The organism is Reyranella sp., assembly GCF_965227665.1.
In the GTDB taxonomy this organism is placed as follows: Bacteria; Pseudomonadota; Alphaproteobacteria; order Reyranellales; family Reyranellaceae; genus Reyranella.
The window spans coordinates 2,730,042-2,742,595 of record NZ_OZ245767.1 but is presented as its reverse complement, the minus strand read 5'-3'; the positions used below and the strand labels follow the sequence as shown (position 1 = coordinate 2,742,595).

General features: G+C 65.4%; 14 protein-coding genes. 9 read left to right on the top strand and 5 right to left on the bottom strand.

Annotation, left to right across the window (positions count from 1 at the left end):
- Positions 1–2 precede the first annotated feature (2 nt).
- A complete protein-coding gene (locus tag ACO07I_RS13245) occupies positions 3–2,246 on the bottom strand; it encodes a TonB-dependent hemoglobin/transferrin/lactoferrin family receptor (protein WP_422018028.1) in 2,244 nt (747 codons plus the stop codon).
- A 108-nt stretch (positions 2,247–2,354) separates the two neighbouring features.
- Positions 2,355–2,537, bottom strand: coding sequence for a hemin uptake protein HemP (hemP, locus tag ACO07I_RS13240; RefSeq protein ID WP_422018026.1), 183 nt, complete (start codon positions 2,535–2,537; stop codon positions 2,355–2,357).
- Between the two features lie 90 nt (positions 2,538–2,627).
- Here hemP and ACO07I_RS13235 point away from each other — a divergent pair, with 90 nt between their 5' ends.
- From ACO07I_RS13235 to ACO07I_RS13225, 3 genes are read left to right on the top strand one after another with little or no spacing between them, the layout of a single operon-like run.
- Positions 2,628–3,125 (top strand): hypothetical protein, encoded by a 498-nt coding sequence (locus ACO07I_RS13235; RefSeq protein WP_422018024.1) that lies wholly within the window; start codon positions 2,628–2,630, stop codon positions 3,123–3,125.
- Positions 3,126–3,136: 11 nt separating this feature from the next.
- Complete coding sequence (locus tag ACO07I_RS13230; RefSeq protein WP_298311183.1) at positions 3,137–3,394, top strand: hypothetical protein; 258 nt, start codon at positions 3,137–3,139, stop codon at positions 3,392–3,394.
- On the top strand, positions 3,391–3,744 hold the full coding sequence (locus ACO07I_RS13225) for a bleomycin resistance protein (protein ID WP_422018022.1): 354 nt from the start codon (positions 3,391–3,393) through the stop codon (positions 3,742–3,744). Before ACO07I_RS13230 ends, ACO07I_RS13225 begins: the two co-directional genes overlap by 4 nt.
- A gap of 218 nt (positions 3,745–3,962) precedes the next feature.
- Here the strand turns inward: ACO07I_RS13225 and ACO07I_RS13220 are convergent, their stop codons facing one another.
- The gene (locus ACO07I_RS13220; RefSeq protein ID WP_422018020.1) at positions 3,963–5,861 is read right to left on the bottom strand and encodes a potassium transporter Kup; all 1,899 of its coding nucleotides are present in this window, start codon (positions 5,859–5,861) and stop codon (positions 3,963–3,965) included.
- Between the two features lie 88 nt (positions 5,862–5,949).
- Here ACO07I_RS13220 and ACO07I_RS13215 point away from each other — a divergent pair, with 88 nt between their 5' ends.
- The 6 genes from ACO07I_RS13215 (at position 5,950) to ACO07I_RS13190 (ending at position 11,075) form a co-directional block, all read left to right on the top strand.
- The gene (locus ACO07I_RS13215) at positions 5,950–6,342 is read left to right on the top strand and encodes a carboxymuconolactone decarboxylase family protein (protein ID WP_422018018.1); all 393 of its coding nucleotides are present in this window, start codon (positions 5,950–5,952) and stop codon (positions 6,340–6,342) included.
- 5 nt (positions 6,343–6,347) lie between these two features.
- Positions 6,348–7,262 carry a phosphoribosylaminoimidazolesuccinocarboxamide synthase gene (locus ACO07I_RS13210; protein WP_422018016.1) on the top strand — a complete coding sequence of 305 codons (915 nt, stop codon included), beginning with the start codon at positions 6,348–6,350 and terminating at the stop codon, positions 7,260–7,262.
- A gap of 156 nt (positions 7,263–7,418) precedes the next feature.
- On the top strand, positions 7,419–8,453 hold the full coding sequence (locus ACO07I_RS13205; RefSeq protein WP_422018014.1) for an ABC transporter substrate-binding protein: 1,035 nt from the start codon (positions 7,419–7,421) through the stop codon (positions 8,451–8,453).
- Positions 8,453–9,202, top strand: a complete 750-nt coding sequence (locus ACO07I_RS13200; protein ID WP_422018012.1) for an ABC transporter ATP-binding protein — start codon at positions 8,453–8,455, stop codon at positions 9,200–9,202. The genes ACO07I_RS13205 and ACO07I_RS13200 overlap by 1 nt, the downstream gene beginning before the upstream one ends.
- Positions 9,202–10,029 carry an ABC transporter permease gene (locus tag ACO07I_RS13195; protein ID WP_422018010.1) on the top strand — a complete coding sequence of 276 codons (828 nt, stop codon included), beginning with the start codon at positions 9,202–9,204 and terminating at the stop codon, positions 10,027–10,029. Before ACO07I_RS13200 ends, ACO07I_RS13195 begins: the two co-directional genes overlap by 1 nt.
- 23 nt (positions 10,030–10,052) lie before the next feature.
- The gene (locus tag ACO07I_RS13190) at positions 10,053–11,075 is read left to right on the top strand and encodes an isopenicillin N synthase family dioxygenase (protein WP_422018008.1); all 1,023 of its coding nucleotides are present in this window, start codon (positions 10,053–10,055) and stop codon (positions 11,073–11,075) included.
- A 71-nt stretch (positions 11,076–11,146) separates the two neighbouring features.
- On the opposite strand, the gene ACO07I_RS13185 is transcribed toward ACO07I_RS13190, so the two are convergent.
- Both ACO07I_RS13185 and ACO07I_RS13180 read right to left on the bottom strand, forming a co-directional pair.
- Positions 11,147–12,052, bottom strand: a complete 906-nt coding sequence (locus tag ACO07I_RS13185) for a TerC family protein (RefSeq protein WP_422018006.1) — start codon at positions 12,050–12,052, stop codon at positions 11,147–11,149.
- Between the two features lie 81 nt (positions 12,053–12,133).
- Complete coding sequence (locus ACO07I_RS13180) at positions 12,134–12,481, bottom strand: hypothetical protein (RefSeq protein ID WP_422018004.1); 348 nt, start codon at positions 12,479–12,481, stop codon at positions 12,134–12,136.
- Between the last annotated feature and the right edge of the window lie 73 nt (positions 12,482–12,554).

Sequence of the window (12,554 nt, the reverse complement as noted above, 5' to 3'; positions counted from 1 at the left end):
GACTACCATTTGGCCAGGAGGTTGACGCCGAAGTAGCGGCCGGGCTGCGCGTAGAGATCGAGCTGCGGATTGGTCGGCGAGAGGCCGATCGTGTCCGGCGCATTCCAGTACTTGGCGTTGGTGATGTTGAACGCGCCGGCATTGATCTTGAAATGGTCGTTGAAGACGTAGCCGACGGTGGCGTCGAGATTGAAATAGGCCGGCGCCTGGAAATAGGTCGGGCTGCTGACCTGGGTGTGAGCCGCCGCCACCGTGCCGATGAGCTGCGCCGTGACGCCCTTGTCGAAGCCGTAACGGATGCGGGCCTGGGTGGTCCACGGCGACACCGAATCGACCGGCAGGCCGGTTCTGGTGTCGGTGCCCTGCGCGAAGGCCGTCCAGCCGGCCACCGCCCATTCCGGCGCGAAGCGGTATTCGCCGCGCGCCTCGATGCCCCAGATCGTCACGTTGGTGAGGTTGACGTACTGATACTGCGTGACCGGGCCGACCATGCCGACGACGGTGGTTTCGAGGAAGTTGTTGTAGAGGTTGTAGAAGCCGGTGAGCTGCCAGCTCGATCCGTTCTCGTACTTGCCGCGGAAGCCGACTTCGAAGGAGTTGGCCGTCTCGGGCTTCAGGTTGGCGTTGGGCAGGATCTGGTAGAACGACGCCGCATTGGTGAAGCCGAAGTTCGCGTTGTCGTAGGGCGGCGCCCGGAAGCCCGTCGCGTACTGGAAGTAGCCCGAATAGGTATCGTTGAAGTGATACAGCAGGCCGAGCTTGGGCGAGGCCGAGACGTAGGTGGTGGCCGAGGGCACGGCGTTGAGCGTAGCGCCCGTCGAGTTCCAGAAGTACTTATCGGGATTGGGCGTCATATTGTAGTAGTCGAGGCGCACCGCCGGCGTGATCTTCAGGCGGCCGCCCAGCGCGCTGATCTCATCCTGCACGTAGATGCCGGCCTGCACCGTGTCGGTGTCGGGGAAGTTCTTGTTTGGATACAGCTCGCCGCCGACGGAGTTCGTGGTTGCGCCGGTCGCGAGGGTGATCTGCGTGCGGTTGCGCGGCCGGGTCGTCGTCGTCCAGGAGAAGCTCGCGCCATAGGTGAAGAAGTTGTCGAGGCCGCCGATCTCGCGATCGGTGTGCATCTGCAGCTCGGCGCCGGTGACGTTCTGCGTGTAGTAGAACTGCGAGGTGCGGGCATTGCTCGGGACGACGCTGGTGACCCCGCCGCGCAAAGTATAGGTATCGGCCTGGGTATAGACCGAGTTGAAATAGGCGAGGAAGCTCAGCCGGTCGACGAAGCCGATCGGCGCATTGTGCTCCCACTGGGCGCTGATCCGGTAGGTGTTGGTATAGTCCTGGCCCCACTCGTCGTAGATCCGGGCGAACAGGCTGGGGAAGGTGCCGACGGCGCTGAGCATGTTGGTGCTCTGTCCGCTCTGATTGTAGGAGCCGGTCAGGCGGATCGTGTCGACCTCGGTCGGCTTGATCACCAGCTTGGCGAAGAAGTTGTTGTTGTAAAAGGTCGTAGGATTGGGGCTGACCGTCGTCTGCGCCGGCTGGAATTCCTGGCCGTCGCGCCGCGTGTAGATGCCCATGAACTCGACGTTGCCCGAGCGCACCGCGCCGGTGAACGATTCGGAGAACTGCTGGTTCGCACCGCTATAGGCGGCCTTGGCGCTGGCATAGACGTCCTTGCCCTCGCGCATGTAGTCGCCGGGATCCTTGGTCGTGTAGGCCACCACGCCGCCGATCGCGTCGGACCCGTAGAGCGCCGAGGCGGGGCCGCGGATGATCTCGACCCGCTTGATGTCCTCGAGGTCGGGCTGCTCGCGCGAGTAGGTGGCGGCGCCCTGGTTGCTGTCGGGAAAGTCGGGCGTGCGCATGCCGTCGACCATGAGCAGCACGCGATTGCCCCCGATGCCGCGGATCACGAAGTTCTGGAACCCGGCACGACCCGGATTGTTGCCGACGGTGACGCCAGGCTCGTTGCGAACGAGATCGCGGACGTCCTGCATGTTCTCGCGATCGATGTTCTCGGTCGTGATCACGGAGACGGTGGCCGGCACGTCGTCGAGCGGCCGCCGGCTGCGCATGGCAGCCGTCGTCACGGCGTCGAGCTGCGTGGGTACGGCCTGGGCGGCCGGCGGGGCCTGGGTGGGATCCGCGACAGGGGGCGTAGCCGGCGTCTGTGCCCAGGTGGGCGTGGCAAGAGGTGCGCAGAGGGCCGTGGTGGCCATCAGCGTGTAGACGATGCGCAGCTTCATTTGAGCCAGGTCCCCAGGAAAAAAAGGACGCCTGGCGTGCGGGACCCTCGCGGGACCGGCTGGCTGGGCAGTTTGACCGAGGAGGGATGGCCCCTCGGGGTCTTGGAATTACTTCGTCAGAATGAGTTTGTTCGAGGCGGTGAGGCGCAGCCGATACAGTTCGACTCCGTGGCGGATCATGAGTTCGCGCCGTCCCTGGAGAAGCGCCGCGCTCTCAATGGCGGGAAGCGTGACTTCCAGCCTGTCGCTCTGCGCATCCGACGCCCGAAGGGGACGCGTCATCTCGTTCATCTCGGCTCTCGCTTCCGCTTTAATCTTGCGAACGACTCTTAATTGCATAGACTGGAAACACAGTCAAGATCGTTCAACCCTGGTGAGGCCATGGAAATCGTTCAGGAACAGAGGCTTGAGACCGCGCAGCGTGACCTCGGGAAGGGCTGCGGAAGGCCCGGCTGTGCCTGCGCCCTGCCGTTGAGCGAGCGCTTCGTGCTGTGGGCCCTGCGGCAGTGGCAGCAGGACCGCGCGTTGCCGCGCGAGGGCTCGACTCTCCATCGCGGCTTCAAGGTCGCGGGCGTCCTAGAGGCGCTGCCGGACTTCGCGATCGCCATGGACGCGTTCCTGTTCGGCGCCCGACGCGCCATGGACATTCACGTGCCGGCCTGTTCGAGCGTCAGCCACGACGAAGCGGTGCTGGTGGCGCTGTGCGGGCTTGCCCAGGCCGATCACGACGGTCCGCTCCTGGCATCGCTCGACATCATGATGGCGCCCACCGCCTCCCGCGTGGCCGCCATTCGCCTGAAAGCCTTTGCCATCGCGCTTGCCGCTGCGGGCCTCCGCATCGCTCCGCCCGCCGGTGCCGCCGCCGGTCGCCTCAATTGAAAGCCCCTGCCATGACCGCCCCGATGCCCGATCGCCTCTCCGACCTGCAGCACGCCATGCGCGTGATCGCGGATGCGGTCGAAGGCCTGCCCGTGGAGTGTCGCGACCTCGCCGGCAACGCGTTGCTCAACGTTGCCGCCGAGGCGGTGGCCCAGGATGTCGGCTGCACCGAAGCAGGCCGCATCTTCGCCCGGCTGGGAGATCTCCTGTCGCGCGGCCATCAGCCGCCGGCGCGGGAGGCGGTCTCCCTGTCCGGCTTCGATGCATGACGGTCGATTTCGCCCGTACGATACCGATCCTCGCTTCCCTCGACATCGCCGAGACCAGCGCCTTCTATGTCGACTGGCTGGGCTTCGCGGTCGGCTATCGGGACGGCAGCTACCTGATCGTCAAACGCGACGACATGGAACTGCATTTCTGGAAGACTGACGATCGGCGGTTTCCCGAGAACACGTCCTGCTACATCCGCGGCGGTCAGGTCGCCGCACTCCACGAGGAGTACTCGGCACGCGGCGTGCCCAACCTGTCCCCCTTCGTGGTGCGGCCGTGGAACATGAGGGAATTCTACATTCACGATCCGCACGGCAACTTGCTGAAGTTCGGTTGCGGCGAATGGTGAAGGGCTGGAGGTCTTGTGGGGATGCTCGCTTCGATTCCATCTCGTCCAGGCGGGCTCTGGCAGGCCGCTGAAAAAGCCGGATCCTGGCGAATAAACGAAACAAACGAAATAAACGAATCAGTCGAATCGAGAGTCGCACCCCTGAAACCGGTATCCTGGTACCGCGTACGGGTCGATGTTGACCGCCGGTACCTGCAAAAATCTGTTCCAACAGGCTGTTAGATTTCGATTCGGCTGCCCAACTCGACCACGCGATTGGTCGGCAAGCCGAAGAAGTCGCCGGCGCTGGCGGCAACGCGCGACAGGGCGAGGAAGAGTTTCTCCTGCCAGCGCGGCAGCAGCGGCGTGCTCGCCTCCATGTAGGTGTTGCGGCCGATGAAGTAGGACGTTCGCATCGGGTCGAACGGTATGCCCTTGTCCTCGAGCAGCGTGAGGCCGCTCGGCACGTCGGGCTGCTCCATGAAACCGTAATGCAGCACGACCCGGTGCACGCCCTTGCCGAGATGCGTGACCTGGCTTCGGCCTTCCGCGGATACGAAGGGTATGTCCGCGACCTCGATGCTGAGCAGCACGACATGCTCGTGCAGCACCTCATTGTGCTTCAGGTTGTGCATCAGCGACCGCGGCGCGTTGGTGGAAGTGGCGGTCAGGTAGACGGCGGTGCCTTGCGGCCGGTGTACGCGGGCCGGATTGATGCTTTCGAGCAGCGTTTCCAGAGGGAGCGCCTCCGCTTGCTCGTGCTTGGTCACGGCCGCCCGGCCGGTCCGCCAGGTCCACATGCAGAGGAAGATCACCGCGGCGATCGCCAGTGGCACCCAGCCGCCGTCGAGGAACTTCAGCATGTTGGACGAGAGCAGCGCCAGGTCGAGGGCCATGAAGCTGCAGAAGACGAGGATGCTGAGCGGCCAGCCCCAGTTCCAGCAGCGCACGGCCAGCACGAACACCAGCGTGCTGGTGATCAGCATCGTTCCGGTGACGGCGATGCCGTAGGCCGAGGCGAGATTGGTCGACGACTTGAAGGCCATGATCAGGATGACGACGCCCAGCATCTGCAGCCAGTTGACCACGGGCAGATAGACCTGGCCGAATTCGCTGGCCGAGGTGTGCCGGATGTGAACCCTCGGGCTGAGACCGAGCAGGGCGGCCTGCTTGGCCATCGAGAAGGCACCCGAGATTGTTGCCTGCGAAGCGATCACGGTGGCGGCGGTGGCCAGGCCGACCAGCGGATAGAGCGCCCAGTCGGGGGCGAGATTGAAGAACGGATTGGCGAGCGCGGTCGGGTCGCTCAGGATCAGGGCGCCCTGCCCATAATAGTTGAGCAGCAGCGCCGGCAGCACCAGACCGAGCCAGGCGAGGCGGATGGGCCGGGCGCCGAAATGGCCCATGTCGGCATACAGCGCCTCGGCGCCGGTGATGGCGAGCGTGATCGCGCCCAGGGCGATGAAGGCGACGAATTTCTCGCGCAGGGCGAAGCCCACCGCGTGGTGTGGCGACAGCGCCGCCAGAACTTCCGGGCGTTGCACGATCTGGTGCGCGCCGAGCACCGCCAGCACGATGAACCAGATGAGTGTTATCGGCCCGAACCATTTGCCGATGCCGCTGGTGCCGAAATGCTGGACCGAGAACAGCGCGACGATGACGCCAATTGCAATCGGTATCACCATCGGCTGGAAGGCCGGGGTGGCGACGGTCAGGCCCTCGACGGCGCTCAGAACCGAAATGGCGGGCGTCAGCAGGCAGTCGCCGTAGAACAGCGCCGCGCCGGCCACGCCCAGCATCAGATAGAAGCGGCGACGCCACTCCGACGAAATGTTCGCCTGGCTGGAGACCAGCGCCATCAGTGCCAGCACGCCTCCCTCGCCCTTGTTGTCGGCGCGCATGACGACGGCCACGTATTTCAGCGTCACGACGACGATCAGCGCCCAGGTGATGAGCGAGAGCATGCCCAGCACGTTGTCGTGCGTGGGCTGGATGCCGGTGTACTCGCTGAAGCACTCCTTGACCGTGTAGAGCGGGCTGGTGCCGATGTCGCCGAAGACGACTCCGAGAGCCGCCAGGGTAAGCGCCGCCCGGCGCCCCCGGCCGGCGGGTTCAACTACAGTGCCGCTGGCGGCCATCGTTCGGTCAACTCTCCCCTTGGACAATTGATCCTAACCGCGAATTCCGGGACGCTGCAGTCCAGAAATCGTAACAAAGGAGGAAACGATGGCGGAGAGCGACAATTACAGGAAGGGCACGGAGATGCGGGCCAGCCTGATGGGCGAGAAATTCGCCGCCGACATGAACAAGTCGGTCTACGACGATCCCATGATGCAGAAGTTCGGCGACTACGCCCGCGAGGCGGTCTTCGGCATGCTGTGGTCGCGCCCCGGCCTCGACCTCAAGACGAAGACCCTGATCTGCGTCATTTCGGACACGGCCCAGGCGCGTTGGCCGGAACTTGCCATCCACCTGCGGATGGCCCGCCGCCAAGGCTGGACGGAGGATGAATTGTCCGAGGCGCTGATGCATCTTTGCGGCTATATCGGCCTCCCGTCGGTGCGCGAGGCGCTGCTCACCGCCAAGGAAGTGTTCGAGGAATTGCGCAAGGAAGGCTGAGGCCGATGATGCTGATGACGGTGAGCGACCTGCCGCTCGAGAGGATCGCGCGCGGCAAGGTGCGCGATGTCTATGCGGTGGATGCAGACCGGCTGCTGCTGGTCGCGACCGATAGGGTGAGCGCCTACGACGTTGTGATGGCCGAGCCCATCCCGCAGAAGGGCGCCGTGCTCACCCAGGTCAGCGCCTGGTGGTTTCGTCAGCTGGGCGACCTCGTCGATCATCACATGATCTCGGCCGACGCCGACGAGATCGCCGCCGCGGTGCCCGCGCTGAAGGGCCATCGTGCCGAAATCGCCGGCCGCGCGATGCTCTGCCGGCGCGGCACGGTGTTCCCGATCGAATGCGTGGTCCGCGGCTACATCACCGGCTCGGCCTGGCGCGAATATGCCAAGGCGGGCACCCTGGCCGGCGAAACCCTGCCCAAGGGCCTGAAGGAGAGCGGCCGTCTCGATCCGCCGATCTTCAGCCCGGCGACCAAGGCCGAGAGCGGCCATGACGAGAACATCACCGTCGCCGAGATGAAGAAGGTGCTGGGCGCCGAGGTCACCGCCGAACTCGAACGCCTGACCCGCCTCGTCTACACCCGCGGCCGCGACGTCGCCCTCAAGCAGGGCATCATCATCGCCGACACCAAGTTCGAGTTCGGCCGCACCGCCGATGGCAAGATCCTGCTGATCGACGAAGTGATGACGCCGGATTCCTCGCGCTTCTGGCCGCTCGACGGCTACGCCGAGGGGCGGCCGCAGCCCAGCTTCGACAAGCAGCCGCTGCGCGACTGGCTCGATGTCGAGCGCCATGCGGGCCGCTGGAACGGCGAGGCCCCCGCGCCCCGGCTGCCGGCGGAGGTCGTCGAGGCGACCAGCAAGCGGTACCTCGAGGCCTACCGGCGGCTGACCGGGGCCGAGCTCAGCGTGTAACGACAGCCGGGGTACGGTGAAGCCGGAGCCGAGGAGCGCCCGTTCGAGGATCGGAATGCCGGCCGCATCGTTGCGCCGGGACTCCGGCAGGCATGACATTTGCACTGCGCGCGGTGCGGGATTTACCGGCAGTATGGGGTCTGGGGTAACACAGTCATGAAGATTATCAGCCGCCGGTCGGGCATCCGTCTTTCCATCGTCGCGGCCGGCCTCGCTGGCCTGGCTTCGGTTGCCGAGGCGCAACAGATGAGCGCGGTCACCCAGCTGGGATGGCTGCGTATCGGCGAGTACGCGCCGATCATGGTCGCCGAGGCCAAGGGCTTCTTCAAGGAAGAGGGCATCGACCACAAGACGGTCGACGGCGGCCCGGGCAAGAACCCGATCCCCATCGTCGCCGTCGGCCAGGCGCAGTTCGGGCTGGCCACCCAGGGCATGCAGATCATCTCGGCGCGGGCCGCGCGCGATCCTGTCGACGTCGTGGCGATCGGCACGCTCTTCCAGCAGGCGCCGTCGTCCTACATCAGCATCACCGAGGCCGACGCTCCGCCGTCGAAACCCAAGGATCTCGAAGGCAAGACCGTGGGCGTGCAGGCCGAGACGGAGTTCGTCTTCAAGGCCTTCGCCAAGAAGAACAATATCGACCTGTCGAAGGTGAAGATCACCTTCGTCAAGGCAACGGTCGAACCGCTGATGGCCGGCCAGATCGACTATTTCTCGGGTTGGGTGATCAACCAGACCTTCCAGATCGAGACCGAGGCCGCGAAGCCGGATGCGCCGGCCACGGTCAAGGGCAAGAGCTGGCGGGCACTGCGGCTCGCCGAATGGGGTGTGCCCACCTACACCGACGTGATCTTCACCTCGGGCGATACGCTGAAGAAGAATCCGGAGCTGGTGCGGCGCTATCTCAAGGCGGTGCAGCGCGGCATGCAGTACGTGATCGATCATCCCGACGAATCGGTCGAGATCCTCGCCAAGTTCCCGGGGCAGATCGAGGACGCGAAGAAGCTCGCCTGGCGCTTCAAGCTGCAGAATCCGCTGTTCGAGAGCGAGGACACGAAGAAGAACGGCCTGCTCTGGATGAATCCCGCGACCTGGGAGCAGATGGTGGAATTCCTCAAGGACGGTGAGCAGATCCCGCGGGCGATCCCGGTGGCCGAGGTCATGACCGACGCCTTCCTGCCCAAGAAATAATGGCCGCGCCGATCTCCATTCGGAACGTCTCGCGGCGTTTCGGCGACACCTGGGCGCTGCGTCCGGTCGACCTGGAGATCGCCGCCGGCGAGTTCATCGCCCTCGTCGGCCCGTCGGGCTGCGGCAAGACCACGTTGCTGCGCATCGTGGCCGACCTGCAGGACCCGTCGAGCGGCGAGGTGCGCATCGGCGACCTGTCCGCGGCCGAGGCGCGGCGCAAGCGCCAGCTCGGCCTCGTTTCCCAGCGTCCCGCCGTGCTGCCGTGGAAGCGCGCCATCGATGACGTGCGCTTCACACAGAAGATCGCCGGCCGCGTCGGCTTCGACCCGGCCAAGGTGCTGGCCGAATTCGGCCTGGGCGGCCACGAGAACAAGCGCGCGCGCGAACTGTCCGGCGGCATGCTGCAGCGGGTCAACATCGCCAGCGCCATGGCGCACGATCCCGCCGTGCTGCTGATGGACGAGCCCTTCGCCGCCCTCGACGAGATGAAGCGCGAGGAGATCGGCGAGTGGTTCGACCGCGAGCTCAGTGTGCGGCCCAAGACCGTGCTGTTCGTCACCCATCACATCGACGAGGCGGTCATGCTGGCCGACCGTCTCCTGGTCTTCTCGCCGGCGCCCGGGCGCGTGCTCGAGGTTGTCCCGGTGCCGGTGCCGCGCCCGCGTGATCCGTCGTTCCGGCAGGATCCGCGCTTCGTTGCCCTGACGGCCCATGTCCGCGGCCTGCTGATGCACCGGGCGGTGGCGTGATGCCCGCCGACGTCGCCCTGCCCGCAACCGACGACCGGCCGGGTCTGGCCGGAAGATTGACGCGGCGCGCGCTCACCTGGGCGGTGCGGGTGGCCACGCCGGTCGTTTCGGTGATCCTGCTCTGGTATCTCGCGATCTGGTTTTCCGGCCTGCCGGCCTTCGTGATCCCGCTGCCCGAGCGTGTGCTCGAGGTCCTGTGGCAGGACCGCGCCTTCATCTTCGAGCATCTGCTTGCGACGCTTCAGGTGGCCGGCATCGGTTTCCTGTGGGCCAACGTGGCGGGGATCGGCCTGGCGGTGCTGTTCGATCTGCTGCCGCCCACGCGGCACATGCTGATGCCGGCTGCGATCACCCTCCGCAATGTGCCCTACATCGCGCTGATCTCGGTGCTGATGCTGGCCTTCGGCGATTCGATCCTGAGCAAGACTTCGATCGTCGCCCTAGCGGGTTTCTTCCCCGTCCTGGTCAACACCATGGCCGGGCTGCGCGCCGCCGACGAGGTCCAACTCGACCGCATGCGCATCCTGAATGCGAGCTGGTGGCAGACCTTCAGCCAGGTGCGTTTGCCCTATGCGGTGCCATCCATCGTGGCGGCCCAGGAGATCACCGGCAGCGGATCGATCATCGTGGCCATTGCGGCGGAGTGGATGATTTCCTCGACCGGCCTGGGCTACGTCATCAATCACGCCATGCAGAACTATCGGGGCGACAAGGTCTATGCGGTCGCGCTGATCGCGACGGCCCTGTCGTTCCTGATATATTCGTCCGTGCACGCGCTGGGAAAAAGGCTGGACTGGCGCGCGGCCGGCGAGCAGCGACGCGGATAGTTTCTCGGAAGGTGGAGGCGGTTATGGCGGCAGGTCTTTCGGCGCAAACCCAGGCGATGCCGGCCAGCATCCCGGTGATCGATCTCGGCGGTCTCTACTCGGACGACCCGGCCGCGCGCAAGGCTGTGGCTGCCAAGATCGGCGCCGCCTGCGACGACATCGGCTTCTTCTATGTCGTGAACCATAATGTGCCGGTCGAGACGATCGACCGCGCGGTCGCGGCGGCCGACCGTTTCTTCGCCCTGCCCGAGGCGGAGAAGCTCAAGATCAAGGCCAACAGCAACAACCGCGGCTATCGCGACATCTGGGACAGCGTCCACCGCAACGGCAAGACCAACGCCAAGGACAGCTTCGACCTTGGTTTCCCGGTGACGGAGGACGATCCCGAGGTGAAGGCCGGCACGCCGTTCTACGCGCCGAACCTGTGGCCCGACCTGCCCGGGTTCCGCGAGGCCATCGAGCCCTACTACATGGCGACCTACCATCTCGGCATGAAGATTCTCGAAGGCTTCGCGCTCTATCTCGGCAAGCCCGAGGATTTCTTCACCCGGCATTTCACCAAGCCGGTCGCCGACATGGTGATCAACCACTACCTCGGCAACGCCGGCCTGCACGTCTCCGACCAGGCCTCCGGGCCGCATACCGACCACGGCATCGTCACCATCCTCTGGCAGGACAGCCTGGGCGGCCTCGAGGTCATGGGTAAGGACGGCCAGTGGATTTCGGCGACGCCGCTGCGCGGCAGCTACGTCATCAACATCGGCGAGCTGATGAAGCGGTGGACCAACGGGCGCTTCCAGGCGACCGTCCATCGCGTCGTCCACCTGCGCGACATGTCGCGCTATTCCATGCCGCTGTTCTGCAATCCCAACTTCCGGACCACGGTGGACCCGCGCGATCTCGGCGTGCCCGATGCCGAAGTGAAATACGAGCCGGTGCAGTCGGGCGAATTCCTGATGTCGCGCTTCAAGGCGACCCGCAAGCTATGGGGCGCCGACCTGAACAAGATCACCACCGGCGAAGTCGTCGAGGCCGCCGCCGAGTAATCGGTTCAGCCTGAAAAGCCAATGACCGGCGCCGTCGCGAGACGGCGCCGGTTTTCATTGTTGGCCGCCCGTCAGCTGCGCGCGACGCCCACACGGCGCAGGACCAGCCGCTCGCGCACCCACAGGAGGAGCGCGGCGAACGGCAGCCAGCCGATCCAGCGCACGCCTTCCATCAGGTACTCGCCCTGGGTGGTGGCCATCAGATAGTCGGCCTGGACCTTCCAGACGCTGGCGGCGACTTCGAAGCCCAGCATCCAGATCAGGATCGCCGGCAGGAGCAGGGTCAGCGGCTTCATCTGGTCGCTGAGGCGCTCATTGTACCAGGGCGCCAGCGCGATCGAGAAGGCCAGTACGGCCAGGATCAGCTTGGCGGCCGGATGGGCCTCGAACCAAGACACCAGCATCGGCTCGCGGGTGATCATGCCGTAGGCGGTCCAGCACAGCACCGCGCCGCCCACCAGGATGACCGACGGATAGCGGTCGACCAGCTTGATGACGAGCTGGCTGCCCCAGACGATGATCGGCACGCTGATCGCGAGGCCCAGCAGGATCAGCAGGATCGAGCCGTGCGAGGCGCCGCCGATGGCCAGCACGTTGTCGATGCCCATCACCGCATCGGCGATGACGATCGTGCGCACCGCCGCGGCGAAACTGGCTGCGGGTGCTTTGACGAGGTGGTTCTCCTCGGCATTCTCCTGGGGCGTCAGCAGCTTGCGAGCAATCCAGACCAGCGCGAGGCCGCCGACCAGCATGAAGCCTGGGACGGCCAGGATGTAGACGACGAGAACGGCCATCAGGGCGCGGATGGCGATGGCGCCGAAGGTGCCCCAGAAGATGACCTTGTTCTGGCTCTCCTTGGGAAGATTGCGTGCGACCAGGCCGATGATGAGGGCGTTGTCGCCCGCCAGAACGAGGTCGATCAGGATGATGGCAAGAAGCGCGGAAAAGAATGCGCCCGAAAACAGTTCGAGTTCCATGAAAGTCTCCAACAACGATTGAATGTTTGCCCAAGCCGCGCGCTTCCCGGGAAGGGCGGTCGAGGCCGTTTCAGTCAGTCGTCAGAGCTTGATCGGCACCTTCTCTACGCCGCCGGTATCGGCGGGATCGAGCGGCCGGAAGAAGGCGCCTACCACGATGCGCAGGACCATGATCCCTGCGGCCATCACGCTGCCGGCCAGCAGCAGCTCGAGCAGATGCCAGTGGCGCATCGCCAGGACCGAGAACTCGCCGCCAAGATCGAAGAAGGCGAACTCCAGGCCTGCCTCGCCGAACCAGGTCGGATCGACCGCATCGCCGAACGAGGAGAGGATCATGCAGATCACGATCGACGCAACGAACAGCTCGCCGCTCGGAGACACGGTCCGGACGGCGTTGGCGGCGCGGTGCGATCGATGGATCAGGCGCATGGTCCGGTCAATTTCCGGCGGGGCCGCCCGCGGATCAAGCGCAAAGCGACACCACCGGCCCGAAATGTCGCAG

What these genes read in the sequence shown, in the direction of transcription:
- hemP (WP_422018026.1), bottom strand. Translation starts at nt 2,537, where the DNA reads ATGAACGAGATGACGCGTCCCCTTCGGGCGTCGGATGCGCAGAGCGAC.
- ACO07I_RS13185 (WP_422018006.1), bottom strand. Translation starts at nt 12,052, where the DNA reads ATGGAACTCGAACTGTTTTCGGGCGCATTCTTTTCCGCGCTTCTTGCC.
- ACO07I_RS13230 (WP_298311183.1), top strand. Translation starts at nt 3,137, where the DNA reads ATGACCGCCCCGATGCCCGATCGCCTCTCCGACCTGCAGCACGCCATG.
- ACO07I_RS13215 (WP_422018018.1), top strand. Translation starts at nt 5,950, where the DNA reads ATGGCGGAGAGCGACAATTACAGGAAGGGCACGGAGATGCGGGCCAGC.
- ACO07I_RS13180 (WP_422018004.1), bottom strand. Translation starts at nt 12,481, where the DNA reads ATGCGCCTGATCCATCGATCGCACCGCGCCGCCAACGCCGTCCGGACC.
- ACO07I_RS13195 (WP_422018010.1), top strand. Translation starts at nt 9,202, where the DNA reads ATGCCCGCCGACGTCGCCCTGCCCGCAACCGACGACCGGCCGGGTCTG.
- ACO07I_RS13205 (WP_422018014.1), top strand. Translation starts at nt 7,419, where the DNA reads ATGAAGATTATCAGCCGCCGGTCGGGCATCCGTCTTTCCATCGTCGCG.
- ACO07I_RS13210 (WP_422018016.1), top strand. Translation starts at nt 6,348, where the DNA reads ATGATGCTGATGACGGTGAGCGACCTGCCGCTCGAGAGGATCGCGCGC.
- ACO07I_RS13245 (WP_422018028.1), bottom strand. Translation starts at nt 2,246, where the DNA reads ATGAAGCTGCGCATCGTCTACACGCTGATGGCCACCACGGCCCTCTGC.
- ACO07I_RS13220 (WP_422018020.1), bottom strand. Translation starts at nt 5,861, where the DNA reads ATGGCCGCCAGCGGCACTGTAGTTGAACCCGCCGGCCGGGGGCGCCGG.
- ACO07I_RS13225 (WP_422018022.1), top strand. Translation starts at nt 3,391, where the DNA reads ATGACGGTCGATTTCGCCCGTACGATACCGATCCTCGCTTCCCTCGAC.
- ACO07I_RS13235 (WP_422018024.1), top strand. Translation starts at nt 2,628, where the DNA reads ATGGAAATCGTTCAGGAACAGAGGCTTGAGACCGCGCAGCGTGACCTC.
- ACO07I_RS13200 (WP_422018012.1), top strand. Translation starts at nt 8,453, where the DNA reads ATGGCCGCGCCGATCTCCATTCGGAACGTCTCGCGGCGTTTCGGCGAC.
- ACO07I_RS13190 (WP_422018008.1), top strand. Translation starts at nt 10,053, where the DNA reads ATGGCGGCAGGTCTTTCGGCGCAAACCCAGGCGATGCCGGCCAGCATC.